This window comes from Chordicoccus furentiruminis (genome assembly GCF_019355395.1).
GTDB classification, from domain to species: domain Bacteria; phylum Bacillota; class Clostridia; order Lachnospirales; family Lachnospiraceae; genus Chordicoccus; species Chordicoccus furentiruminis.
Window position 1 is genome coordinate 1,972,745 of record NZ_CP048829.1, and the last position, 24,894, is coordinate 1,997,638.

21 protein-coding genes are annotated in these 24,894 nt (G+C 54.4%); 17 read left to right on the plus strand and 4 right to left on the minus strand.

Annotated elements, in window-relative coordinates; genetic code table 11:
- The first annotated feature begins 154 nt into the window (after nucleotides 1-154).
- From G4C92_RS09060 to G4C92_RS09080, 5 genes are all read left to right on the plus strand, one after another.
- Nucleotides 155-1,573: a sensor histidine kinase gene (locus tag G4C92_RS09060; protein WP_274939542.1), complete on the plus strand. Its 1,419-nt coding sequence runs from the start codon at nucleotides 155-157 to the stop codon at nucleotides 1,571-1,573.
- A 192-nt stretch (nucleotides 1,574-1,765) separates the two neighbouring features.
- Nucleotides 1,766-1,990 (plus strand): hypothetical protein, encoded by a 225-nt coding sequence (locus G4C92_RS09065; RefSeq protein WP_274939543.1) that lies wholly within the window; start codon nucleotides 1,766-1,768, stop codon nucleotides 1,988-1,990.
- 163 nt (nucleotides 1,991-2,153) lie between these two features.
- A complete protein-coding gene (locus G4C92_RS09070; protein ID WP_274939544.1) occupies nucleotides 2,154-3,857 on the plus strand; it encodes a MotA/TolQ/ExbB proton channel family protein in 1,704 nt (567 codons plus the stop codon).
- Nucleotides 3,858-3,909: 52 nt separating this feature from the next.
- Nucleotides 3,910-5,010 carry an OmpA family protein gene (locus G4C92_RS09075; protein ID WP_274939545.1) on the plus strand — a complete coding sequence of 367 codons (1,101 nt, stop codon included), beginning with the start codon at nucleotides 3,910-3,912 and terminating at the stop codon, nucleotides 5,008-5,010.
- Nucleotides 5,011-5,023: 13 nt separating this feature from the next.
- Nucleotides 5,024-5,890, plus strand: a complete 867-nt coding sequence (locus tag G4C92_RS09080) for a tetratricopeptide repeat protein (protein WP_274939546.1) — start codon at nucleotides 5,024-5,026, stop codon at nucleotides 5,888-5,890.
- Nucleotides 5,891-6,025: 135 nt separating this feature from the next.
- Here G4C92_RS09080 and G4C92_RS09085 read toward each other — a convergent pair whose 3' ends face one another.
- Nucleotides 6,026-7,252 (minus strand): IS110 family RNA-guided transposase, encoded by a 1,227-nt coding sequence (locus tag G4C92_RS09085; RefSeq protein WP_274939297.1) that lies wholly within the window; start codon nucleotides 7,250-7,252, stop codon nucleotides 6,026-6,028.
- A 450-nt stretch (nucleotides 7,253-7,702) separates the two neighbouring features.
- Here G4C92_RS09085 and G4C92_RS09090 point away from each other — a divergent pair, with 450 nt between their 5' ends.
- The 3 genes from G4C92_RS09090 to G4C92_RS09100 all read left to right on the plus strand — a co-directional run bounded on the left by G4C92_RS09090 (nucleotide 7,703) and on the right by G4C92_RS09100 (nucleotide 9,276).
- Nucleotides 7,703-8,068 carry a cytochrome C biogenesis protein gene (locus tag G4C92_RS09090; protein WP_274939547.1) on the plus strand — a complete coding sequence of 122 codons (366 nt, stop codon included), beginning with the start codon at nucleotides 7,703-7,705 and terminating at the stop codon, nucleotides 8,066-8,068.
- 143 nt (nucleotides 8,069-8,211) lie between these two features.
- On the plus strand, nucleotides 8,212-8,436 hold the full coding sequence (locus G4C92_RS09095; protein ID WP_274939548.1) for a hypothetical protein: 225 nt from the start codon (nucleotides 8,212-8,214) through the stop codon (nucleotides 8,434-8,436).
- Nucleotides 8,437-8,610: 174 nt separating this feature from the next.
- Nucleotides 8,611-9,276, plus strand: a complete 666-nt coding sequence (locus tag G4C92_RS09100) for an alpha/beta hydrolase (RefSeq protein WP_274939549.1) — start codon at nucleotides 8,611-8,613, stop codon at nucleotides 9,274-9,276.
- 87 nt (nucleotides 9,277-9,363) lie between these two features.
- On the opposite strand, the gene thrH is transcribed toward G4C92_RS09100, so the two are convergent.
- Nucleotides 9,364-9,966, minus strand: coding sequence for a bifunctional phosphoserine phosphatase/homoserine phosphotransferase ThrH (thrH, locus tag G4C92_RS09105; protein ID WP_274939550.1), 603 nt, complete (start codon nucleotides 9,964-9,966; stop codon nucleotides 9,364-9,366).
- Nucleotides 9,967-10,344: 378 nt separating this feature from the next.
- On the opposite strand from thrH, the gene G4C92_RS09110 reads away from it, so the two are divergent.
- The gene (locus G4C92_RS09110; RefSeq protein ID WP_274939551.1) at nucleotides 10,345-11,838 is read left to right on the plus strand and encodes an MBOAT family O-acyltransferase; all 1,494 of its coding nucleotides are present in this window, start codon (nucleotides 10,345-10,347) and stop codon (nucleotides 11,836-11,838) included.
- Between the two features lie 11 nt (nucleotides 11,839-11,849).
- Nucleotides 11,850-13,007: an alginate O-acetyltransferase AlgX-related protein gene (locus tag G4C92_RS09115; protein WP_274939552.1), complete on the plus strand. Its 1,158-nt coding sequence runs from the start codon at nucleotides 11,850-11,852 to the stop codon at nucleotides 13,005-13,007.
- Here the strand turns inward: G4C92_RS09115 and G4C92_RS09120 are convergent.
- Entirely contained in the window at nucleotides 13,002-13,700 is a 699-nt protein-coding gene (locus tag G4C92_RS09120; protein ID WP_274939553.1) for an HAD family hydrolase, read from the minus strand. The two genes, G4C92_RS09115 and G4C92_RS09120, sit on opposite strands and share 6 nt — an antisense overlap.
- A gap of 35 nt (nucleotides 13,701-13,735) precedes the next feature.
- The gene (locus tag G4C92_RS09125) at nucleotides 13,736-14,908 is read right to left on the minus strand and encodes a hypothetical protein (RefSeq protein WP_274939554.1); all 1,173 of its coding nucleotides are present in this window, start codon (nucleotides 14,906-14,908) and stop codon (nucleotides 13,736-13,738) included.
- A 428-nt stretch (nucleotides 14,909-15,336) separates the two neighbouring features.
- Between G4C92_RS09125 and G4C92_RS09130 the strand changes: the two genes are divergently transcribed.
- From G4C92_RS09130 to G4C92_RS09160, 7 genes are all read left to right on the plus strand, one after another.
- A complete protein-coding gene (locus G4C92_RS09130; RefSeq protein ID WP_274939555.1) occupies nucleotides 15,337-16,632 on the plus strand; it encodes a rhamnan synthesis F family protein in 1,296 nt (431 codons plus the stop codon).
- Complete coding sequence (locus tag G4C92_RS09135; RefSeq protein ID WP_274939556.1) at nucleotides 16,633-18,081, plus strand: flippase; 1,449 nt, start codon at nucleotides 16,633-16,635, stop codon at nucleotides 18,079-18,081.
- Nucleotides 18,078-19,187, plus strand: coding sequence for an acyltransferase (locus G4C92_RS09140; RefSeq protein WP_274939557.1), 1,110 nt, complete (start codon nucleotides 18,078-18,080; stop codon nucleotides 19,185-19,187). Before G4C92_RS09135 ends, G4C92_RS09140 begins: the two co-directional genes overlap by 4 nt.
- Before the next feature lie 486 nt (nucleotides 19,188-19,673).
- Entirely contained in the window at nucleotides 19,674-21,092 is a 1,419-nt protein-coding gene (locus G4C92_RS09145) for a Rossmann-fold NAD(P)-binding domain-containing protein (RefSeq protein WP_274939558.1), read from the plus strand.
- A 37-nt stretch (nucleotides 21,093-21,129) separates the two neighbouring features.
- Nucleotides 21,130-22,398 (plus strand): hypothetical protein, encoded by a 1,269-nt coding sequence (locus G4C92_RS09150; protein ID WP_274939559.1) that lies wholly within the window; start codon nucleotides 21,130-21,132, stop codon nucleotides 22,396-22,398.
- A 49-nt stretch (nucleotides 22,399-22,447) separates the two neighbouring features.
- Entirely contained in the window at nucleotides 22,448-23,572 is a 1,125-nt protein-coding gene (locus G4C92_RS09155; RefSeq protein ID WP_274939560.1) for a glycosyltransferase, read from the plus strand.
- Nucleotides 23,573-23,689: 117 nt separating this feature from the next.
- Nucleotides 23,690-24,859 carry a glycosyltransferase gene (locus tag G4C92_RS09160; RefSeq protein ID WP_274939561.1) on the plus strand — a complete coding sequence of 390 codons (1,170 nt, stop codon included), beginning with the start codon at nucleotides 23,690-23,692 and terminating at the stop codon, nucleotides 24,857-24,859.
- Nucleotides 24,860-24,894: the final 35 nt, after the last annotated feature.

Below are 24,894 nucleotides of genomic sequence, written 5' to 3' on the forward strand. Positions count from 1 at the left end.
GCCGCCGTGCGGCCGGGTGTGCTGCAGCCTCAGAAACAGAAGCGGCAGTGCGCAAAGGTCTGCCGCCGCGCGGCCGGGTATGCTACAATCAGCGCAGAATAACAGGCATTCCGCGGATCAATCCGTCATGCCGGACTGCAGCAGGTGAATTGCCATGAAAGAAATCAGCAGGATTCATTCGATTTACATGCATCTGGCGCTTCTTGTCGCCGCGGCGCTGGCCGCGACGCTGGTCACGTACTACTCGCTGTACTATGCGCTCGGCAGGGCGGTGGACGCCTACAGGAGCGATCCGGCCGTCACGGCGAAGCTGGACAAGTCCTATATCAAAAAGCTGAAGAGCTATGTCAGAAAGAACGGAATCGGCACGGACGACACGGAGAAGATCAACGCCTGGGTCACGGAACAGAAGGTTCTTTCCATCCAGATCCTGAAGGACGGGAAGCTGATCTACGATTCGGACTATTCCACGGACGATCCGGACTGGGAGCCGGCGGACGGCGAGGGAATCTACGACTGGGTGTCCGATTCCGCGACCGTCTACGACATCTCCTTCGATGACGGAACCGCGCAGGTGGCGATCTACGGCTACTACAACCTCAGCATGTACAACATTGCCCTGCTGATCTCCATGGTGGCGGCCTTCGGCGTGATGATGCTCATCGTGCTGATCGGCATCTCGCGCACGGTGCGTTACATCGTCCGTCTGAGCCGGGAGGTGGAAATCCTTGAGGGCGGCCATCTCGACTACCCGATCACGGTGAAGGGACGGGACGAGCTCGCGCTGCTGGCCCAGAATCTGGACAACATGCGCCGCACCTTCCGCGAGCAGTCGGTCCGGGAGGAGGAACTGCAGCGGAAGAACCAGACGATGGTGACGGAGATGTCCCATGATCTCCGCACGCCGCTGACATCGATCCTTCTGTATACCGAGATCCTGAAAAACGGCCGGTTCTCCGACCGGTCGGAGGCGGAGGATCTGCTGAACCGGATCGAAGAGAAAGTGTACCGGATGAAGGACCTGGCCGAGACGCTGCTGAACTACTCCATCCACCCGGATTCGGAGCGCCGTATCGAGCTGGAGAAGGAAGATTTCGCGGATGCATTTTATGAAATGCAGTCCGAGACCGCCTCCTATCTGGCGAGACAGGGAATCCGGACGCAGACGGAGATGGAGTGGCGGCATCTGGCGGTGGCGGTTCAACCGGATTATCCGGCCCGGATCTTCGAGAATCTGGTATCGAACCTGGTCAAGTACGCGGACCGGTCCGTGCCGGCGGAGATCCGGACGGTCTATCCGGAAGGGTTCTGCGGTTTCATCTTCCGGAACCGGACGGCGGAGAAGCCTTCCTCGCCGGAGAGCGCCGGCGTCGGACTGGACAGTGTCCGCAGCATGATGAACGCGATGGGCGGCCGGTGCCGGGCGGTGCGGGACGGTGATTTCTTCGAGACGGAAATTCTGTTCGCGCGGTGGCAGGACCGGGAGGAGGAGCCGCCGGCCGAGACGGACGGAGCCTGTGATCCGGTGAACGGGGAGATCCGCGGGGAAGCGGCGGGCGGCCGGGACGGGTGATGACGGGCTTTACAGGACGGAGGGAATCTGTCAGAGGCGTCTGCCCTGTCCGAGGTTGACAAAACCAGCGGGATGGTGTAATTTAATTACAGTTAAACGAGACTAATTAAAGGCGCCGGGAAGCGGACAGGACGCCCCGGCGGAACACACAGGCGCGGCGGAGCAGTCCGCCGGATATGCGGGAGGTGCCTTATGAATCTGATTTCCGTGGTGATTCTGCTGCTGATCGCAGCGGCCTTCGTCCTTTCCCTCCGCTATGTCAGAAGACACGGGAGCTGCGGAGGCTGTGAGGGATGCGGGGGCGGCTGCTCCGGGAACTGCTCGTCCTGCAGGACGCATGAGGCGGAGACGAAACGGGGCGAGCTGACCGAGACCTATAAGCGGTACGCGAGAAAGTACGGGAAGCCGGTTGACTGAACCGGCTTCTTTTTTTTATCGCAATTTTCCTGTTTATACACAGTCTGTACACGCGGACAGACCATACTTATGACAGATCGTATGCCCGGCGGAGGCGCGGACATGGTATACTGTTTTTATCTGCAGGCTTGTCCGGACGGACAGTAAAGGGGAGAAGAAGCCAATGAAAAAACTGTTTCGATCGAAAGCGACGCTGATCGTCACCTATATTGTGATGCTCGCGGTCTGTGTCTATCTCAACGTGACGGCCGGCCGGCTGGACCGGTCCAACATCATCGTGAGCGGGGCGATGTTTCTCATCGTTCTGATTCTCTTCCTCTATGCCTTCGGACGCTTCCGCGCCGTCGACGGCATGATGCGGGATCTTCAGAACGCCGCGGAGACGATCCGGTCGGATTACAGCCAGAAGCATGAATACCTCTGGGAATCCTACCGGAACCGGGAAACGCTGTTCTCCGATCCGGTTCTCCGGGCGCAGTATGAGAATTTCACGGCGGAGATCGCCCGGACGGATCAGCTTTCGGACGGCGTCTACAAGTGCGACATCGAAGACTACATCAACCATGATCTGCTGGACGAGACGGTCAACCGGAACGTGCTGAATCTGGTATCCGGGACCATGACGGGACTGGGCATTCTCGGGACCTTCATCGGGCTCTCCATCGGTCTTCAGCAGTTCAACACCGGCACGGCCAGCGAGATCACCGAGAGCATCGCACCGCTGATTCAGGGGATCAAGGTGGCCTTCCACACTTCGATCTACGGCATGGTGTTCTCTCTGGTGTTCAGCTTCGTCTACAAGAACAAGCTGGACGACGCCGACCGGGTGCTCGATGATTTCCTTGACGCGTACGATTCCTATGTCCTTCCGGATTCGAAGAACGAGAATCTGAGCCAGATGCTGACCTACCAGAAGAAGCAGGCGGAAGGAATGAAGGAGCTGGCGGATTCGCTCGGCCGGCAGTTCGGATCCACGCTGACGGAGATCATGAACAGCCAGATGGACCGGATGAACGGGACGGTGAAGGACTTCGCCGAAGTGGCCAGCCGGAGCCAGGTGGAGGGCATGCAGACCATCGTCGATCGCTTTGTCGGTCAGATGGACCAGGCGCTGGACGGCCGGCTGACGGCGCTGTCCGGCACGCTCGACGAAATTCTCGGCTGGGAGAAGGAAAACCGGGACTTTATGACCCGGACATTGAAGGAGATCGGCGGCCTTGGCACGGATCTTACCCAGATCGGTCTTGTCTCGAAGGCCGCGGTGGAGAGCATGGCATCCTATATGCAGAAGCTGGGTGAGATGCAGGCCGGCATCAATCAGGATCTCGGCCGTCTCACGGACGAGCGGCAGCGGAATGCGGAGGTCCTCGAACAGCAGCAGCATTACATTGAGGAGCTCGTGTCGTATGAGCGGCAGCTGAGCACGTCCTCGGAGCAGTTCAGCCGGAAGATGGCGGAGCAGCTGGCCTTCCTTCAGAGAATGGAGAGCAAGATCGCGGACAACGCGCGTCAGAATATCGCCGATGTGACCGCGGCGGCGCAGGAGGCGACACGGCAGCTTTCCGTTTCCTCGACGGAGGCGGGCGACGCGCTGAAGCAGTCCGCTCAGTACGCGGCGGATACGGTCGCTCAGACAGCTCAGGCGCAGATGGAGCAGGTGATGAAGGGCTCCGGCGACGCGGCGGCCGGTATGAAGCAGTCGGCTGATGAACTCGCCGAAGCGTCTGAGAAGCTGAGCGGGCAGCTGGCCGCTTCGCTGAAGAAGACCTACGATACGGTTGACCGGATGCAGAAGGAGCTGGAGTCGCTGATCTACGCGATGGATGTGCTGCGGCGCAACTCGTCGGTGATGAAGCAGCTGCAGTGACCGGACGGCCCGGCGCGGGCGGCGGCATGACAAGGGTGAAACGGAGGAACGGATGGCGGGACGGAGAAAAAGACGCAGGGACGACGAGCCTTCGTACTGGCTGTCGTATTCCGATATGATGGCGGGCCTTCTGCTGATGTTCGTGATTATCATTTCCTTCACGATGATGCAGGCGAAGACCAAGTTCGAGGCGGACGAGAAGGAACTGAAGGCCCAGCAGGAGACGCTGGCAAGGCAGCAGGCGCAGCTGGAGGATCAGAATACGACAATGAGCGAGCAGTCCACGACGCTCACCGAGCAGGAGAGCCAGCTGGCGGCGCAGAAAGCGGCGCTGGAGAAGCAGAGGGAGGAACTGGCTGCCCAGCAGAAGAAGCTGAAGGAGCAGCAGGACCAGCTCGCGGCGGCGCAGGCGACGATGGATTCGCAGGAGTCGGCCCTCTCGGACGCGGAGACTACGCTCACGCAGCAGTCGTCGGAACTGACGGAGAAGGAAAAGGAGCTGGCGGAAGCGCAGGCGGCACTGAAGAAGCAGCAGACGACACTGGAGAACCAGCAGAAGAAGCTGGCCGGCGCGGAATCAAAGATCAGCTCTCAGCAGCAGCAGATGGAAGATCTGGTCGGCGTCCGGAAGGAGCTGATCGAGCAGCTGAAGAAGGCGTTCGAGGGGACCGCCAACGTCACGGTGGATTCCGACGGCTCGATCGTATTCGAGTCCAGCGTGCTGTTTGACTTCAACGACGCGAAGCTGAGCGATGACGGCAAGACGTTCCTGAAGCAGTTCCTGCCGCAGTATTTCAGTATTCTGCTGAGCGATCAGTTCAAGGATTATGTGTCTGAGATCATCATCGAGGGCCACACGGACACGGACGGCGGATACCTCTTCAATCTGGAGCTTTCTCAGGAGAGGGCGCTGGCCGTGGCGACCTACTGCCTGACGGACGACGGGAGCGTGCTGCCCGCGCAGCAGGTGGAGGCGCTCCGGACGCTGGTGGCGGCCAACGGCAAATCCTACAGCGACCCGATCCTGAATCAGGACGGTTCCGTCAATATGGACGCGTCGCGCCGCGTGGAGTTCAAGTTCCGCCTGAAGGATGAAGAGATGGTGAACCAGATGCTGGATATTCTGAACGGCGGACAGACGGATTCGCAGTAAGGCGGTGAGGCGGATGAAGGAAAACAGAACGCCGGAGGAAGAGATCACGGCGCTCCGCAGACAGTATTACGCCAGAAAGCGGGACGCGGAGGAGGCGGCCCGCCGTGCTTCCGGCGCCGACGCGGGGACGGAGGAAGACATCGCCTCGATTCTCGGCGACGAGGAGGCGCCTTCCGCCCGTTCGGGGAAGGTAAGAGCGCTCCGAGCTGCGGCCGCCGGTCAGGCGGCCGGGCGGGCGCGTCAGGCGGCGCTCCGGCTTGTGCGGGCCGAGCTGAAATACAAGACGGGGATCGAAGAGGCGATTTCGATTCTGAACGAGATGGCCAACCGGAACGAGACGAAGGCGATCCTTGTCTTCGCGAAGCTCTTCGAGAAAGGCGGCCTTTATACGCAGGATTACGGAAAGGCCAGAGAATGCCTCGAGTGGGCGGAGGAACTGGGCGATCCGGAGGCTGATTTTCAGCTGGGCCGCTACTACCGGCTGGGCCTCGGCGTGACACGGGACGATGAGACGGCGGTGAGCTATTTCGAGAGAGCCTCCCGCGGAGGCGTTCACAAGGCGGATTACCAGCTGGCGGCCCTCTATTTTCAGCAGGGAAGCCCCCGGGCGGCCGTCCGCCGGCTCGAGCTGGCGGCGGTCCACCGCGTTCCCGGAGCACGCTACGATTACGCGATGTGCCTTCTCTACGGGGACGGCGTGAAGGCGGATCCGGCGAAGGCGGTGCAGATTCTCGAGGAGTCCTCCGCCGACGGCGACCCGGAAGCCGCGGAAAAGCTGGCGTTTCTCTACGATCAGGGATTCCGGGTGAAGGCGGATCCGGAGCGGGCGGCGGCGTTCCGGGCTCGGCTCGCAAATCTTGCGGGCACCCGTTCTTTGTAGTACTTTGTAATACAAAGCCTGCTAATAAAAAGTCAAGCAGTAAATAAAGAAAATCGTGGAGGGTGAAAATGGGCATAAGAAACCTGGCCGTATTCATTCAGACGGCCTCAGATCTGCACTATGGATAGCATTAACTCAGTCCTCTGAATCAGAGGCAGGAAGATTACGGATGCACTCCTTTACTTTACCGTAGTAGACGCGGAGGAACTTGTTCGCACCAGCGGTCATATATACGAGATATGGTTTCCCCTCGGCTTTCTTCTTGAACAGGAACCGGCTGACCGGATCGTCATCGCGGGGACCGAGCTGGAGCATCGCCTCCATGACCTGGAACAATGATTTCCGAAGGCGTGCAGAGCCGCATTTCGATGCGTGACCACTCTTGTGAACGACCTCACCGGAATCGTTTTTTCCGGGATCCACGCCGGCGTAAGCCGTCAATGCTTCCCGATGGTTGAATCGGCTGATGTCTCCGATCTCGGCCATGATCTGCGGGCCGAGGCTCGGACCTACGCCATACATGGAACGGACGGTCTGATACTCCGGGAGCGAGGATGCGAGTTCATCCATCTTCCGGCGGAGTTCTTCGACATGCTTTGACATAAGGTTCAGCTGTGCGATGCTGTCCCTGATCATCTCTTTGTAGACCGGATCCTTTGGAACAGTCGGAACCAGCTCCTTTGCCTGAGCGTAAAGCTTTTCCGGACGGGCAGGCTGGTAATCATAGCCGTGATGTTTACAGAAGCTTTGGTAACGTTCCGCGAACACCTTCGGGCCGGAATCCAGGACACAGTCCACATGCCAGAAGGAATCGGCATAGTCGACCCATTTCTCGCTCCCATCAGGGCGCACAGGGCTTGTAAAGAGCTTATTTACGCCAGGATAGGTCATGTCAAGAAGGGCGATCAGGTTGGTCTTGGCAGCCGTTTTCTGCTTCATGAAGAAGGCAAACTGTGAATTGAGGGTTTTCAGTTCTGTACGCGCAGTGTCCATGACTGAATACTCATGCAGGGACGCCCAGTTGTCAAGGGTGTAGCGGGCAATCTTTTTAGCATCGGCGGGATCGGTCTTGACCTTGCGGAGCGTGTTGTTTCCGTAGTTTCGGATCAGGTGTGGATTTACCGTTGAGACAAAGAGACCTGCTTTTGACAGAGCATTACGGATCGGCTCGTGATAACGCCCTGTACTCTCCATTACGACTCTCGTTTCACCATTGAGTGAGCCGAGATAGCGGGCGAGATCACGAAGATCTGAGGACTTGTGGGACACGTCAAAAGGCTTATGAATCACGACACCGCCTGGCTGCAGGACAGCGACCGTGCTTCTGCCTTTTGATACATCGATACCTACTGCGTTCAACATAACTGATACCTCCAGATTTAAGATACGCATTGGATGACCAGTTTTCTCACTGCCGGTTCAATCTCCTGGGGTATCACACGAACGCGATGAAACTTACAGACATCGGTTCAACCTGCATAAACCGAACGGCTGAGAATGAGGATGGCTGGCTGACAGGCTTTCTAACGGACGCAGACAACTTGTGTCTGGCCCAAGGAGGAATCCGTCAGATCCATGCCATACCATTCTACAGCTTTAGCAATGAAGGGGAGCAGATCCTGACTGGTTGCCAGGTATTCTGTTACCCACAACCTTATTGTAGGAGGAGAGATTTGAATGGCCGTATCTGTAAGATTAAATGAGGAAGACGCCGCGCCGTTCCGGCAGACGCTGAGAAACAGAAACGGCGCAGAAGGATCGTGAAGGACGTACGGACGGGAGAACCGTGAAAGCGTGCGGAGGCGGAAGCGGATGAGCGCGGGCTGGACAGAGGAGGAAGGGAGTACGCTGACCTACAGGTATCTGAAGCTGGAAATCTTCATCCCGGAGAGCCATCTGGAGATTCTGAAGAAGACGCTGCGGGACTGTGACGCCGGACACATCGGACGCTACGACAGCTGCCTGTCCGTGAGCCGTGTGACGAGCACCTGGCGTCCGCTGGCCGGTACGCACCCGTTTCTCGGAAAAGAGCGGGAGATCAGCGAGGAGCCGGAGATCAAGGCGGAGGTGACGATCCGGGCGGAGCAGCTGAAAGAGGTCCTGAAGGCGGTCCGGCGCGTCCATCCCTATGAGGAGCCGGTGATTAACGTGATCCCGCTGCTGGAGACAGGGCTTTAAGACGGAATGTTTTTATGCTTTTTTATCGTTCTTCCGGGACACTTTGTGTTACGGTAGGAATGATTCATACAAACGTGACCCGGCTTTCCGCGCGGACGTTCCCGCGCCGTACCGGGGCTGACTGGATGCGAGGAGGAAGCAAAATGGGATTCAATCCGAAGAATCTGCTGAAGGCGAAGGAACGGTACAGGATTTTTAAAGAGCAGCACCCGAAGATGATCAGCTTCGGGCGGACGCTGAACCGGCATGCGGTGAAGCCCGGAACCGTCATTGAGATCAAGGCGACGACGCCGGAGGGCGAGTCGTACACGGCGAACCTGAAGGTGACGCCGGAGGACGTGGAATCCCTCCGGATGTTCATAAAGTAAGCGCGTGCCGGAGAGCAGCAGGAGGATGAAAAGAGGTCTGATCCGTTTCTGATGACGGACCGGGCCGCTTTTTTCGGATATGATGAAAGAGCGCACCGGGGCGGCCGAGAAAGCAGGACAAAGGAGGCCCATCCCGCGGCAGCGGAAGCGGACAGCGAGGGGAGGGAACGGCAGATGAATTTTTCTGAAGAAGCGGTGAAACCGGAGCTTTTCGGAACGAAGGATTCCGCACGCCTTGTGATTCAGATGACGGACGATCACGACATGGAGCTGATGGAAAGCGAGGCGGCGGAACTCCGGGAACGGACGGGAGGTGAAGACTGGTGCCTCGCGGCAGTTCCTGTGAAAGACTGGGAGCAGGATCTCACGCCCTGGCCGGCGGAACCGGTGTTCGGGACGAAGCCCTTCGGAGCCGGCGCGGACGTGACGCTCCGTCTTCTCACGGAACGGATCATCCCGGAGCTCGCCGGTCCGGAGAGGCGAAGGCTCTACCTGTGCGGCTACTCGCTGGCCGGCCTGTTCGCTCTCTGGGCGGGATATCAGACGGATGCATTTTCCGGAATCGCGGGGGTATCCCCGTCGGTCTGGTATCCGGGATGGACGGATTTTGCCGCTTCCAGGAAAATGCGCGCGCCGGCGGTTTATCTCAGTCTCGGGGACAGAGAACACCGCTCCCGCAACGCCGTGATGGCGAAGGTCGCCGACGCGATCCGGGAGCAGGAGAAGTTGCTGGAACGAGACGGCACGCCGAGTCTCCTCGAGTGGAACCGGGGGAACCATTTCGTGGACAGCGACCGGAGAGTCGCAAGGGGAATCGCATGGCTGCTGAGGCGGACGTGACAGAAAACTAAAACCGGGGCGGCCGCACGGGATTGAATCGTGCGGCCGCCCCGGTTTTGTCATATCGTCTGATGCCGGACCGGCGCTTCAGTCCATCGCGCCGCGGATCAGTTTCATCAGCTCGTCATAGGTTTCGCAGGACGGGATGTCCGGGTTGTCCTTCCGGATCTGCTCCGTGCTGCGGAACAGGAAGCCGGCCTTGCTGGCACGGATCATGCCGAGGTCGTTGTAGCTGTCGCCACTGGCGATCGTGTCGAAGCCGATGGACTGCAGCGCGCGGACAGTGTTCAGCTTGGAGTCCCTGATCCGCATCCGGAAGCCGGTGATTTCCCCGCCCGGAGCCACCTCCAGCTCGTTGCAGAACAGCGTCGGCATCCCGAGCTTGCGGATCAGCGGCGAGGCGAACTGGGTGAAGGTATCGCTGATGATGATCAGCTGGGAGAAGGAACGAAGTTCATCGAGAAAGTCCTTCGCGCCCGGAAGCGGATCAATGGTCGCGATGACGTCCTGAATCTCCCGGAGGCCGAGGCCGTGCTCCTTCAGAATCCCGAGTCTCCAGTTCATCAGCTTGTTGTAATCCGGCTCGTCCCGGGTCGTTCTTCTGAGCTCGGGGATGCCGCTGGCTTCCGCGAACGCGATCCAGATCTCCGGTACGACGACGCCTTCCATATCAAGACAGGTAATATACATACGTTCCTCCTCAGCACTGTCGTGGGTTTATTTCCGCATCCAGACCACGTAAGCCGAGTGCTGTCTGCCCGCTCCTACGCAGTCGGTTTGTATTGTACACGATTTTTCCGGAAAATGCATCCGGCAACCTCCGGCGGAGAGGAGAATCCCGTTCGCCGCGCGGGTTTTTCCTGATACTTTTGCGAACTTTCAGATTTCGAAAAGGCATTCCGCGGAGATGCAGGAGATGCTACAATAGCAGACGATGCGGACATCCGGATCTTCATGATGGCTGCGAAAAAGCGTCCTGTATCATGGAAGCAACGTTTTGCACAGGAACAGATATCCCGACAGCAGCCCGGCGGTTGTGATGCAGCATTTCGGACAGGAGGTCCCGCGATGAGCTTCAGCTCCATATTGTTTCTGTTTGTCTTTCTGCCGGTGGTTCTCGGGCTGTATTATCTCTGCCGGGAAAGGCATCGGAATCTGTTCCTGCTGATCGCGAGCCTTGTTTTCTACGGATGGGCGCAGCCGGGCCTTCTGTGGGTGCTGGCGGCGGCCATTCTCATCAGCTATACGGGCGGGCGCCTGATCGGCCGGGCCAAGACGGAACGGGGCAGAAAACGGATTCTGCTGGCCGGAGTGGTTCTGTATCTGGGAATGCTGTTTTACTTCAAGTATGTACCGTTCACGGCCGGACTCATCAGCCGCATCACGGGGACGGCGCTTGTCCCTCCGGAGATCGCGATGCCTCTCGGCATCTCGTTCTACACCTTCTCCGGCATCTCCTATCTGACGGATGTCAGCCGGGGAAAAGGCGCGGCGGAACGCAGCTTTCTGCGGCTCGCGCTCTATATCGCCTTCTTTCCAAAGCTGCTTGAGGGCCCGATCGCAAGGTACAGTCAGCTCGGCGAAGAACTGAAAAAGCGAACCGTGACGGTCGATGACTTCGCATACGGCCTCGAGAGGTTCATCATCGGACTGGCGAAGAAGGCCATCGTGGCCGACTCGCTGGGAGCGGTGGTTGACCGGATCTGGAACGCGGGGGTCAGCCAGAATACCGTTGCGATCGCCTGGTTCGGCAGCCTCGCGTATATGATGCAGATCTATTTTGACTTCTCCGGGTACTGCGACATGGCGGTCGGTCTGGGGCGGCTGTTCGGCTTTCATCTGCCCGAAAATTTCCGGCTGCCTTATCTCTCAAAAAGCATCAGCGAATTCTGGCGGAGATGGCATATCACGCTGGGCTCCTGGTTCCGTGATTACGTCTACATTCCGCTCGGAGGGAATCGGCGGCATGTCTATCTGAATCTCGCGGTTGTTTTCCTTTTGACGGGGCTCTGGCACGGCGCGTCGATGCACTATGTGATCTGGGGCATGTGGAACGGCCTTTTTGTTCTGCTCGAGCGGTTTCTTCGCAGACGGGGAATGCATCCGGCTCTGAAGACGCCTGGACTGGGCGGTATGGACCTTCGTTCCGGGGAGAACGTACGGAGGCCGCGCCGATTCTTCCGTGTGAAGAATGTTCTGGGGCCGGCGGCTTCCCATCTTTACGCACTGCTTGTCACTGATCTGGCATGGGTGCTGTTCCGGGCGCCGGGTACGAGGGATGCACTCTCCTATATCGGAACGATGTTCGGCGTCGGACTGGGGAAAGCGCCCGGCTTCGGTGTCCTGTGGTACGCGAACCGGTGGATCGTTTTTGTGCTGGGCATCGCGGTGATCTGTTCCACTTCGCTGCCCGCGAAGGCGGCGGATCTGATCCGGCGCCGGTTCGGGCGGACGGTGCCGCTGCTTTGCGTGAAATACGGCCTCCTTCTTCTGCTTTTTTACCTGTCGATTCTGCGGGTCGTCTCGGGAAGCTATCACGCATTCATCTATTTTCAGTTCTGAGGAGCATCAGGATGATCGAGAAAAGAGTCAAAACCGTTTTCTGCGGGGCCTTTCTTGCCTTTCTGGTCCTGCCGCTTCTGTTTGTCAATCTGAAACCGGCGCAGCGCTCGAAGGCGGAAAACCGGAAACTGGCGGAAATGCCGAAGCTGAGGCAGGAGGACGGATCGCTGAACCGGACGTTCACCTCAGACGTCGGAAGCTGGATTGACGACCGGATCGGCTTTCGGAATGCATTTGTCACACAGAACGCGCTACTCCAGTACCATCTGTTCGGGCTTCTGTCCGATCATGATGATTTTTATCTGGGAACGGACGGCTCGCTCGCTTATGCGACCGATGCGGTCATAAAGGATTACCAGCGGTTCGACCTGAAAACGGACGGGGAACTGCGAACGATCGCGTACAGCTTTCAGTGCGTGAAGGACTATGTCGAGGACCGGGGCGCGCAGTTCTTTTATTTTCAGTGCTGGGACAAGCAGACGATTTATCCGTCCTCCTTTCCGGCCCATGTCAGGCAGTACGGCGAGGAGTCGAAGACGGACCAGGTGATCCGGACGCTGAAGGAACAGACGGATGTGGATGTCATCGATCCGAAAGAAGCGCTGATCCGGGGGAAGGCGAAGTATCCGACCTACAGCTTCTGGGGAGATGCCACCCACTGGTCGCGGCGCGGCGCGTTCATCGGCTATCAGCAGCTGATGACCGAAATCAACCGAAGGCGGAGCGGGCGGTACAGAGTGCTTACGGAGGCGGATTACGATCTGTCCCTTACGGATCAGGGCATGACGCTGTTCGGCGGCATCCACAGACCGGATCTGCTGGAGTCGTTCAGACTGAAGGATCCGAAAGCTTACCGGACCGATGAGGCGCCGCTCTATCTCTCCCAGTGGCAGAAGAACAGCCGGACCATCTACAGGAATGACAGCGCCGGCAATGGGGACACACTGCTCGTCATCGGCGACAGCTACTTTGATAACTTCCTGATCGATGATCTGGCGGAGAGCTTCCATAAGACCGTCATGATCTGGGGCGACTACATCCAGTATCTGCCCGAGATGATGGACGCCTACCATCCCTCTGTCGTCGTCTGCGAAAACGCGGAGCGCTGCGACCGGACGGGGAGAATGGTGAAGACGGCGGAAAGGATCAGGGGAAGCGAAACGTCATGACAGACGGAACGGGAGCTTTTCTGAGATACGGCCTGGACGGCTGACGAGACAGACATGGATGCCGGCGCGGATTCCCCCCAGTATATCCGATTTCAGACTGTCTCCGAAATGAACAAAATCCTTCCGGTTCAGGTGCCGTTTGTCCAGCACATACCGGAACAGCTGGCCGGACCGCTTGCTGACGCCTGCGTCGCAGGACACATAGAGATCTGCGTTCCGCAGGTCAATCCCGCATTTGTTCAGCATGTTCCGGATTACATCCGGTGACAGATACATGTCTGAAATGATCAGCACGGTTTTCCCTGACTGTCTGGCGTAATCGTAGAGACGGGTCATGACACGGTCCGGGAAACAGTTCTCCAGCTCACACATGATTTCTGCCTGCATTAACTGACGGACGGGGAATTTTCGGGCATCCAGATGATGATAGATGTCCTGAAGGGTGACTTCGCCTTTTTCCATCCGGGCTTCGTGCTCCGCGGCGATGCGGCGCTCCCGGAATGCATCCGCTTCCTCATGGCTCGGATAGATCGTCTCTGCAGCCAGCGTGAAAATATCCTCCGGACGGCTGACCGTTCTGTGAATCAGTGTGTCAAAGATATCGAAAGAAATCACGCTGTTCCGGTCGACTGCCTTTTTATACCGGCGGAATGTCTTCGCGCTTTTATTGTATTTCTCACGCTGATCCTTCATGGTGAGGCTCCTGTCTTTATCCGGCTGGCCCTGTCTTATTTTTTCAGCCAGTCATAAATCAGATGGTATGGAAGCGGGAGACGGAACGCGGCACGCATGAACCCGGTCTTCCACGGGGAGTTGCTGAGCGCGTGGGCAAATTCTCCGGGCTTATACCGGAAGATGCCTTTCTGCGGCAGATAATACACTCTTGTTCCGTCTGTGTTGTAGAAAGAACGGAATAGCGCCAGTCTTCTGAGATCCGGTTTCTTCCCGAACTGAATCAGAGGCATAGCCATACGGACATATTCCAGGCGGCATTTTCCGGAGGTATCTCTGTGCCGGACGACATAGTCCAGCGCGCCGCTCTGCCAGGCCCTGATGTGCCGCTGCATCGCCGGGTCATCGGCATATTCGTAGGGTTTCAGCTCCGGAACGACCTGTCCGTTTTTCACAATATAATCTTTCGCCGAACCTTCCAGACTCTGGAACAGCTTTTCGAGGATGCCGAACGAGCAGAGTACACTTTTGCGAAGGCCGGGATCTGCGCTGTCATATAAAAAACCGCGGGTTTCAATCTGAAATTCCGGTCTTGTCAGAGTGCCTACATAGAAGCCGGATATCTCGGCTTTCATTCCCGCCAGCGACATGATTTCGCTGATATAGTACTGCATGCTTCCGTGCCAACCGATATCGACGAGCGCAAACCGGCCGGTCATCCCCGACTGACGGAAATAGGCGGTGACATTCTCGAAATTTTTCCGGGAACGCTCACAGATAACGGAGCGGCAGCGCGTGTAGATATCCTTGAGAACCGATTCCTGCGGGAGTTTTGAAAATTCAAAATCGTGATCAGCGGACAGACCGCTCTCACAGCCGATCCGATCGGATTCCTCGGAGCTGAAGCCATAGTATTCCATGATGTCCTGAAACTGGATATAGCGGGCGCGTGAGAGATAACGCAGCGAGTCTTCGTAATCGCTGCATTGCCAAAGCAGCGAAAGGCGAAGGGAATTCCGTGATGCATAGATATAACGGGATTCCATGTCAGCCCCGGATGCCAGTATATCGAATGCACTCTTCATCATGTATCCGTCCCTGGCCAGAAAGAACACTTTGCTGATTTTTCTTTCACTGAGAGCGTCTTTCAGCCAGCACGCGAATCCGTACAGGAACGGCCCAAAGAGTTCCGTTCCGAACTGCTCATAGCGTTTATCCATTTCATTCATGACTGCACCTGTATTTTTTGAACATTCATACCGGTAAAACTACCCGCCGTCTGAACCTATCTGAACATTCTTGGATTCGAAAGGAATCGAGGTCGGGACCTGTAAAATAGTGCGGTGGTATCCGGTTCGAATTCGACGGAATTCAACATGATGATAGCACCATATTGCCTGTCCGGTGTCAAGTGTTTTTGACAACAACCGCCGTGCATCCGCTGCTCCCCTGCCGTCCCCTGCCGCGCACGAATCCTCTCCTGTTCGGCCGGTGGATGAGTATGGTATAATGAATCGGATTAAGGCGTTTGCAGATCATGACAAACGGGCCGCAGAAACAGGCAAGAGGTCAGATGAGAACGGTACGACAGAATTATAAATCACAGCATAAATCCAGAAGCAGAGCACGGCAGAAATCTGTTCAATTGCATCGGTCGATGATAGAAAAAAACAAAGATGCAAAAATTCTTGTCATTCTGCATCTGTTTTATCCGATGAGCTGGATCGAGATAAAAGAATATTTAGATAATTTATCCTGCTATCATTACGAGCTGATTGTGACCGTTACGAACGGGATGATTCCGGATGCCGTCATCGCTCAAATCAGAGACTTCAAGCCAGATGTCCGGATCATCGAATGTGAGAACAAAGGATTTGATGTAAGGCCATTTATGATGGCGATACAATCTGTGGATTTGCACAAATATGATGTTGTTGTCAAACTCCAGTCTAAAAGCACGAAAAGAAGATGGATTTTCATTTATAATCAGCTGTTCCTGCGCAGGGACTGGTTTCTTGACCTGTTTGAAGGGATACTGTCACCGGAAAACGTCCATCAGAATATTGACACGCTTCTTCATGACCCTGAGATCGGATTGGTTGCGGCTCGAAATCTGATCGTTCATGATCCTTCTTATAAAGAAGAATTAGTCAGGAGAATCGCCCGGAAGCACAATGTCATCATGAGGGATCACTATGAATTTGTTGCCGGTACCTGCTTTATGGCTAAGGCTGAAACCTTAGAGGTTCTTAAAAATATAAAATACAGCGACTCGGATTTTGACAGCCGGCAGGGAGCTAACGGAAATACAAGAGGCATGTCGTTTGCGCATTTCCTTGAACGGTATATGTGTACATCCGTGAGCGATCAGGGTTATGCATTTAAAGGCAATGATATTCGCATTAAGCGACATAAATTTCTGGAGCCCGCTGCAAAGGTGCTGAGGCGATATTCTTCTGCCAATCTGCTCACTGAAGACATTGAATTTGATCCGGAATGGTTCTACTGGCAGCTGGATAACCAACTGATAACATGGAAATATAAAAAAGTACCTATTAAAAAACTCAAACATTGTTTTGACTTTAAGGTCACGCCTCTTCTGGAGACACAACCTTACCGGTATCTGAAAGGTGATGTTGAGGGATATAAGAAATACTGTGATTTTCATCAAAAAAATGGTCTTCCTGTTATGTCGGTAGAACGCTTTGAAAAGCTCAGAAAATCGATCGCCAGGAATGGATACAATCCGAGAAATATCATTATTGTAAGTCCGAATAATGTGATCATGGACGGACAGCACCGAGCCTGCTGCTTGTGTGAACAGCTGGGTGAAGATGCATCTGTCAAAGTTCTTCAGGTCCATATTCTGCGGCCCAAAGAAATCTTGAGGGAAAGGCTTCCGATGCCGCTTCAGAAGAAAATCCATGATTTCAGACATAGGAATGATTCATAAATGAAAAGAAAATCACTGAAAGTCAATGCGGCTTTAAATGTAATAAAACAACTATGTATGATCATCTTTCCGATGATCACATTCCCATATGCCTCCAGAGTGCTGGGAACGTTTCATTATGGAAAAATCAATTTTGGATCTTCGATCATCAGTTACATAATGCTTATTGCCGGACTGGGCGTTTCGAAATATGCAATTCGTGAAGGGGCAAGAGTAAAAGACGACAGGAAGAGGCTGGATGAGCTGTGCGATGAGGTTTTCAGTATCAATATCATATCCACGATTGTCGCATACGCAGTTTTGCTTTTCCTGATGCTGTTCTGGAAAAAACTCGACGGATATAAAGCCCTTCTGATGATTCAGGGGCTGACTGTCTTGTTCACCACAATAGGGACTGACTGGATCAATTCGATCTACGAAGATTTTCTTTATCTTACAATCCGGTATATCGTATGCCAGGGCATTGCCGTTGTACTCATGCTCGCGCTTGTGAGAAGCAAGAACGACTATTTATTGTACGCCCTCGCGGGTACTAGCAGCATTGTGCTGGCGAATATGGCCAACATCTTTTACATCAGGAAAGCCTATAACATACACCTTCACTTTACAATTCATCTGAATGTCAGAAAGCATCTGAAACCTATCCTTCTGCTTTTTGGTACTGCGATTGCGTCCATGATTTATGTCAACTCGGATGTTACGATTCTGGGTGTTCTTAAGAATGAAAACGAAGTCGGACTTTACAGTGCTTCCGCCAAAATATACTCATTAGTAAAACAGGTTTTGAATGCATTGCTGATCGTTGCTGTTCCCAGAATTTCAAACGAAATTGCAACGAGCACCAGGGAAAAATTAAATGCACACCTGTCTGAGATACTGGGAGACTTATTGATTATGGCAGGCCCGGCCTGTATCGGCCTTCTGTCTTTGTCAAGGAACATTATATTACTCTTTTCAGGCAGCAGCTTCGAAGGAGCGGCCTCATCCTTACAGATTCTCAGCTTTTCACTGATATTTGCGACGCTGGCTTGTTTTTATATCAATGTTGTCTTGATTCCGTTCCGGATGGAAAAGGGCGCACTGTTAGCGACAATTGTTTCTGCCACGGTAAATATTGTTCTGAATTTCATTTTGATTCCTCATTATGGGAAGGACGCAGCTGCTTTTACGACATTGCTTTCTGAGGCTATCCTGACTATGATGGGAATCTTCTACACAAGAAAACTGATTCATCTGCAAATCACACGGCCATTGATCATAGGAATTCTGAATGCAGCAGTCACTTTTTTCAGCTGCCGCTTTATTTCGGGTATGAAACTGGGAAACCTTTTCACGATCATTCTCTCTATACTGGCTTCCGGTGTTTTATGTGCGGCTGTTCTGCTTGTCGGATATAGGGAAAAGTTTAACAGTTTTGCCGGAATGATCACATCGAAACTGAAGAAATGATAACAGAAAAGAAGCGAAAAGAGCAAAGCATTGACGGACAAACCAATAAAAGAACGCGGGATTCCAGGTTTGAATTGCTGAGAATCATTGCCATGCTCTGCATTGTTACCGGACATTCAATGACTCACGGCGTTCTTACTGGCTCTGAAGTCAATACGATCCCGCCAGTATCATTTATTCTGTGTCGATTCCTGGCATATGGAGGAAAAACGGGGGTATACCTCTTTGTGCTGATTACCGGTTACTTTATGATCGATTCCAATATCTCTGTAAAGAAGCTGGTAAAACTTTGGCTTCCGATTTTATTCTGGTCTGCGGTTATCACTGTGACTGGCGGCATATTGCTTGATCAATTATCAGCGAATGAGATTGCGCTTAGCGTGATTCCGATATTGTCAAATCGCTATTGGTTTATGTCCACATATGTTTTTCTGTATCTGTTATCACCAGTGATTAACATCGCACTTTCACATACAAGCAGGAATCAGGACGTACTGATCATATTGCTCACAGTATTAACGATTGCTCCTTGTGATTATCTGTATGGTGCTGATGTGAATTCATGGCTTGTATCATTCTGCTTTACATATGCGATCGGGGCCATCATAAAGAAATATCATATATTGCAAAAAAAGAGTTTTATAAAATACGGATGCATCCTGCTTGCTTCCGGAATCGCGTTTAACACTGGAAGCTCAATTTTTATAGGGCTTAATGCACGGACAGATGTCATTGCCTCTGCACTCGAAAAGGAAACCTTATTTGATTTATTTATCGCAATTGGTATCTTTATCCTTGTTGGATCGGGAACACAATTCTACAATAGGAAAATTAATGCCATTGCGAGTACAACTTTTGGCATTTACTTGATTCATGATAATCCAAAAATGGAAACATTATTATGGATCAGGGGATTGCATTTTGACCGTCTTGCTTACAAAGGTATTTATAGTATGCTCTATATTTTGCTCGTTGATTTTATCGTATTCGCTATTTGCGCTGTGCTGGAATTTATCAGGAAAAAAGCACTGGGCAAGACAGAAGAAGTCATTGCTGAAAAAACAGGCAGCATAGCTTTCCATTATGTAAGGCATTTGGACAAATGATGCTGTTTACAGCGGCAAAGCTGCTGAAAGAGGACGAAAACGATGGCTGCTGTTACAACTGCAGTCCGATGACAAGAAAACATGGTTCCTGTTTCTCCCCGGACATCCGGACCTTCATGCCATCCAAACGCTCTCATCCGGTTCGCTGCATCTTGAATCAGAATCACGGTCTGTGATATAGTGTCCATGGCGTAATCCTCTATACGTTACAGATGTTTGTGTCGCAGCTGCATTATGACGTATATGCATCGGGATTGCGCTATTTTAGTAATTCAAATCTGCACAGAATAAGACTTTTCGACCATTTCTGATGTGGGATGCGTTCGTTGGTCATGAAGCACATTGGCGGGCAGAGAGGTTCCGCAATGCTGCAGTGTGGAAATGAGACAGGGGGTATCCATGAGAGATCGGTCGATCAGCGTCCGTGTTTTGCTTCAGACGGTATGCAGAAAATGGAAGAGAATTCTTTTATGCGGAGTTGTGTTTATGCTTCTGGCCGCGGGCTGGAAGGCCTATAAGATCTGGCCGCGCCATTCCGGAAAAGAAGCTGCGGTGGTTCGTGACTCTCAGGCGGAGTCAGCGGCAGATGCGGAGAGCCGGACGCAGCAGACCGAAGCGGATTACGGGAAAAACTCCGCTTATTTTTCCGCTATGATCGGGCGCACCTCTGAATACATCAATAATACGATCTACAGCCGCATGGATCCCAATCAGGTGGGAAAGGCTTCTGTGGATTTTACGGTGACGACGGAGATGACGGAGAAGGAAGCGAAAAAAGGGAGCAGCGGACAGGATCTGACACTGGAGGCGCAGAGTCAGGCGGCGGATAGCGGTCAGTCCGGGGACACCTTCGATACGAATCTTCTATTGACCACGCCGGCCGAGCGGGAAGCGGAGCAGATTCTGAATGCTTATACGCGCTATGCTCTTTATGGAATCGATTGGACGGAAGCGGCAGAAACCTATCATACGAAGCCAGAGTACCTGCAGGAGCTGGTGTCCGTCGATGACGGCAGCGGGGACTCGATCAATACGGCTACTATCTCTGTGATTTATCCGGATCAGGACGGAGCGGAAGCGCTTCTCAATGAAGTGATTTCCCAGATCAGAAAATATTCGGAGGATGTAAAGAGAGAGTATGGGGAGCATACACTGGCCGTTCAGAATGAGATGGGTTCCACTGTGGCGGATTTTTCCCTGATTGAGCGGGCGAACAGCAGACTGAATGTGCTGAACGGACTGATCAACGGGAGCAATTCCTTCAAGACCGCGGCCAACACGCTTGGACTGTCCTCCCCGGATGCTTCTTCCGCCGGAACGGAGGCTGCGGTCAGCAGGAGCAGCCTGATCCGTTCGGTTGCTAAATTTGCTCTGGCCGGGCTGGCCGGCGGTATCGTGCTGTATATCATTCTGGGAATGCTGACTCTGCTGGCTTCGGGCAGGATATACAGCGCTTCCGAGGTGAATCGTCAGTACGGATTCACGAAGATTGCGGTGGTTCCGTCAACGGATGCGGGAGAGAGGAAAGGGCTGGAACGGTTTTCCAGGAGAGATGCGGACGAGTACTGCAGCAGCGGGAGCAGGGAGACATGCTGGCAGATCGCCAGAGAGAATCTGTCGGAGCTGGCTGGCGGAAGCGGATCTGTGGCGATTGTCGGAGACGCGGACAGGGAAGAACTGGAAGCGATGGCCGGGGCGATCGGAGCGAACTGTCCGGATCTGAAAGTGGAGGCTGCTGGCGATATTCTTTCCTCACCGGCGGCCCTGCACAGCCTGAAGGAGGCGGGGAAGGTTGTGATTGGCGTGAAGATCGGATCGTCACGCTATCAGCGTCTGGACCGGATTCTTGATACGCTTCGGACTTATGACAAAGAAGCGATCGGAAGCATCATTCTGGATGACTGATGCAATTAAAGTGGCTGAGAGCGGAGAAGGAGGGAGTATGGATGGACAGACGTTACGACCGGAACGAACGGCTGTGATTCCTGCTTACGGCGAGCGCTCAGGCGAACGTGCCCGTTGGGACCTGTTCTATCTGATCGTTCTGACGGTCTATACGGTCTCGCTGCTGCTTCCGACGACTGTGCTGGAAGACGAGCCCGGTTTTCTGACACTGATCCGAATGGCGCGGTACGGCTGTTATCTGGCAGCCCTTGTGAGAATCGTTCATGAGAGATATACTTCCGGTGAGCTGACCGCGCTCGTTCTCCTCTTCGTTGCCGCCGGAATGAATATGGCCCGGTCGGATTCGAACATCGCCTTCGTCAATTTTCTGATGATGGCGGCGGCGTGGCATATGGACAGCCGGAGGATTCTGAAAGTCAGCGTCTGGATCCGTGCGGTTATTCTGACTGCGGTGGTTTTTTTGTCTCAGGCAGGCGTTCTGGAGGATTTCCTTTTCGATATCTCGACAAGAGCGCGTCATTTTCTGGGATTCACATGGACGATGTACGCTCCGACGACCTATCTTTTTATTCTTCTCTGCTTCCTGAACATCAGAAGAGAGAACATGACGATCGCGGAGATTCTGCTGGCGGAACTGATCAATTACCGCCTGTATGTCCTGACAGATACGAGGTCCGTCTTTCTCGTTGTGACGATCCTTCTGATCCTGGCGTATCTGATGGGGCTCCGGATCCGCCATCAGAAAAAGAAAGATGCTGAAGGAATGCGGCGAATCGTCAGGAGAAGGGTGAATATCCACTGGAAATGGATCGCGGCCGCGATCCCGCCGGTCTGCTGCACGTTCGCCGTTCTGATCCATGTTCTGTACAGTCGCTACAATCCGTTTCTGAGCCGGCTGAACGGGAAGATGAGCAACCGACTGCAGCTGGGGCATGCCGCGCTGGAAAAATACGGGGTTTCGCTTTTCGGTCAGCCGGTCAAGTGGGTCGGATGGACGAGACATACTGTTGTATCTCAGTATAATTATGTGGACTGCTCATATATGCAGCTGCTGATTCAGAGCGGGATGGTCATGCTGTTTGTCGTTGTGATGCTGTACTCCTATCTGATGTACAGGGCTGCCGTACAGTCGGACCGGTATATGCAGCTGACGGTTCTGATGATCTGTGTTTTCTGTATTTCCGAGCCGAGGCTGTTCGAGCCGGCCTTTAATCCGTTCCTGCTGATGCTGCTGTCGGATCTTCCGGGAGAACCTTCACGGAAGCTGCGGGGAACGGTGAAGCGTGGTACAGGGGAAAGCGGTTGATTCAGGAAGCGCATTCGGGAGATCAGACTGGCTGAACCAGAGGAGATCTATGAAACGAATTCTGGAAGTGAATGTTGATGATCAGGGATTCGGCGGGGTGTACTCTCTTGTCCGATCCGTGATTCTGCGGAAACCACCGGCATGCAGGATGGACATCGCCTGCATCATGCCGTTCTCTGACCGGGGGCATGAGGAGGAACTGGAACGGTGCGGATGCCGCGTGCATTTCATCGGAATCAAGGGGAAGAACCATGTCGGTATGAGGGCTCTGGAACAGAATCTGTATGACCTTCTCAGACGCCATCCTTACGATTATGTGCATATTCATGGCGATACGGGATACCGGCTGTATGCGTTCGGAAAAGCGGCGGCCCGGGCGGGCGTTCCGAATATCATCTTTCATTCGCACGCGGCCGGAGTGGACGGCCGCTTCCGGGCGGTCAAGAAAGCGCTGCATTATCTGTACAGAGGGCGCCTGAAGACTTTGGGAACCCGGTTTGCGGCCTGTTCCGATCTGGCGGGAAAATGGATGTATCCGAATATTCCAGAGGATCAGATTGTCAGAATCAGCAACGGGATTGATCTCGAGAAGTTCCGCTACAATGAGGCGGTCCGTTTGGAGGAAAGAAAAAGACTGGGATGGGATCACGCGCTGATTATCGGACATGTGGGCCGCTTTTCCTTTCAGAAAAACCATGAGTACCTGATTGATGTTTTCGCGGCTCTCAGAAAGAAAATACCGGAGGCGCGGCTGCTGCTGGTCGGCTCACATGACGGCGCGCAGGAACTTTGGGAGGATACCCGCCGCAAAGCGGAGGAGCTGGGGCTTAAGGACGACGTGAAGTTTTACGGGACGAGCGGCCATATAGAGAGACTGATGCAGGCGATGGACGTCTTTGCGCTGCCGTCGCGTTTCGAGGGACTGCCCGTTGTGGGCGTTGAGGCACAGGCGGCGGGTCTGCCGGTTGTTTATTCGAACCGGATTACCCGGGAGGCTGCGCTGACGGAGCATGCGGCTTTTATCGGGATTCGTCCGAATGACATCGGACAGTGGATTCAGATCATTAAAGCGTTCGCGGCGGTGCCCCGTGAAGACTGCGTTCCGCGTCTGCGGGAAGAAAAATACGATATTGAGGATACGGTAAAGGGCTTTTTCAGTTTATACGATCTTTGAGAGTGCGTGGGAGCGGATACGACCAATCGCGGGATCGGAAGCCGGACGGAGCTGCTGGATGCCGAAGGGACTTTCGGAGGCATCTGAGCGGATGATATTCTGCATGGAGAATTTTGTATGGGAAGGATTTACTCTGTTGATCTGCAGTTTGAGCCGGAAAATCATGCCGGAGTCAAGGCTCCAACGGACATTTCGCGGATCTGCCATGACATGGGAATGATCAGTTTTCCGTTTCCCGTTCAGAAATACATGTTTCCGCAGGGGCTTGACAAGCTGCGGAGCCGGATCTGGCTTCTGAAAACCTGCGGCGAGCGCTGGAATGCGCTGAGGCGGACTGTCCGTCAGGACGATATCGTGTTCTACCAGCATCCGCTGTACGGCGCGCGCGCGGCGCTCCGGTATATTCCGCTGATCAAAAGAGAAAAGGGGTGCCGCTTCATCGCGCTGATTCATGATCTGGAGTCTTTGCGGATGGGGATCGGCGGACTGTATGAGAAAAGCAGGCGGACGGCGCAGCTGTCGGATCAACAGCTTCTTCGGCAGTTTGACATGGTGATCTGTCATAACGAGCATATGCGGCAGTATCTGATCCGTCAGGGGTTTGCGCCGGAAAAGCTGGTCAATCTGGAAATTTTTGACTATCTGACGGATGCAGTCATGCATAATCCGGAGAAATGCAGCTGTCCGACACTCGCCGTGGCCGGCAATCTCCATCCGGGAAAATCCGGTTATCTGTACGAAATGTTCCGCAGCGGACAAGGAGGAGATGACCTGGCCGGACGATCCGCGGCGCATTTGCCGGAGAAGAGCGAAGGCCTCTGCGTGAACGCCTACGGCGCAAATTTTGACGGGACGCTGGCAGCGGAAGGCATTCATTACCGGGGATCGTTCCCTGCGGAGCAGCTTCCCGGTGAGCTGCGGGGCGATTTCGGGCTGGTCTGGGACGGACCTTCGGCTGAGACCTGCACCGGAAATACGGGAGCGTATCTGAAGTATAACAATCCGCACAAAGCATCTCTGTATCTGGCATCCGGCCTTCCGGTCATGATCTGGAAGGAAGCAGCGATGGCCGATTTCATAACGAGAAATCAAGCGGGCGTCACCATCGGCAGTCTGACGGAGGCGGAGGATGTGATACGAAATATGACGGAGGCGGAATACGGCGATCTGTGCGGACAGGCAGCCCGGATCGGACAGCAGCTGAGACAGGGAACGTATTTCCGCAGGGCCTTTCAGGAGTGCCTTGACCGGTTGAATGGGAAGCCGGCAGCGCAGAAATTCTGCTGAAGCGGCGTCAGGAAATCCATGAGCGGGAGTCGGGA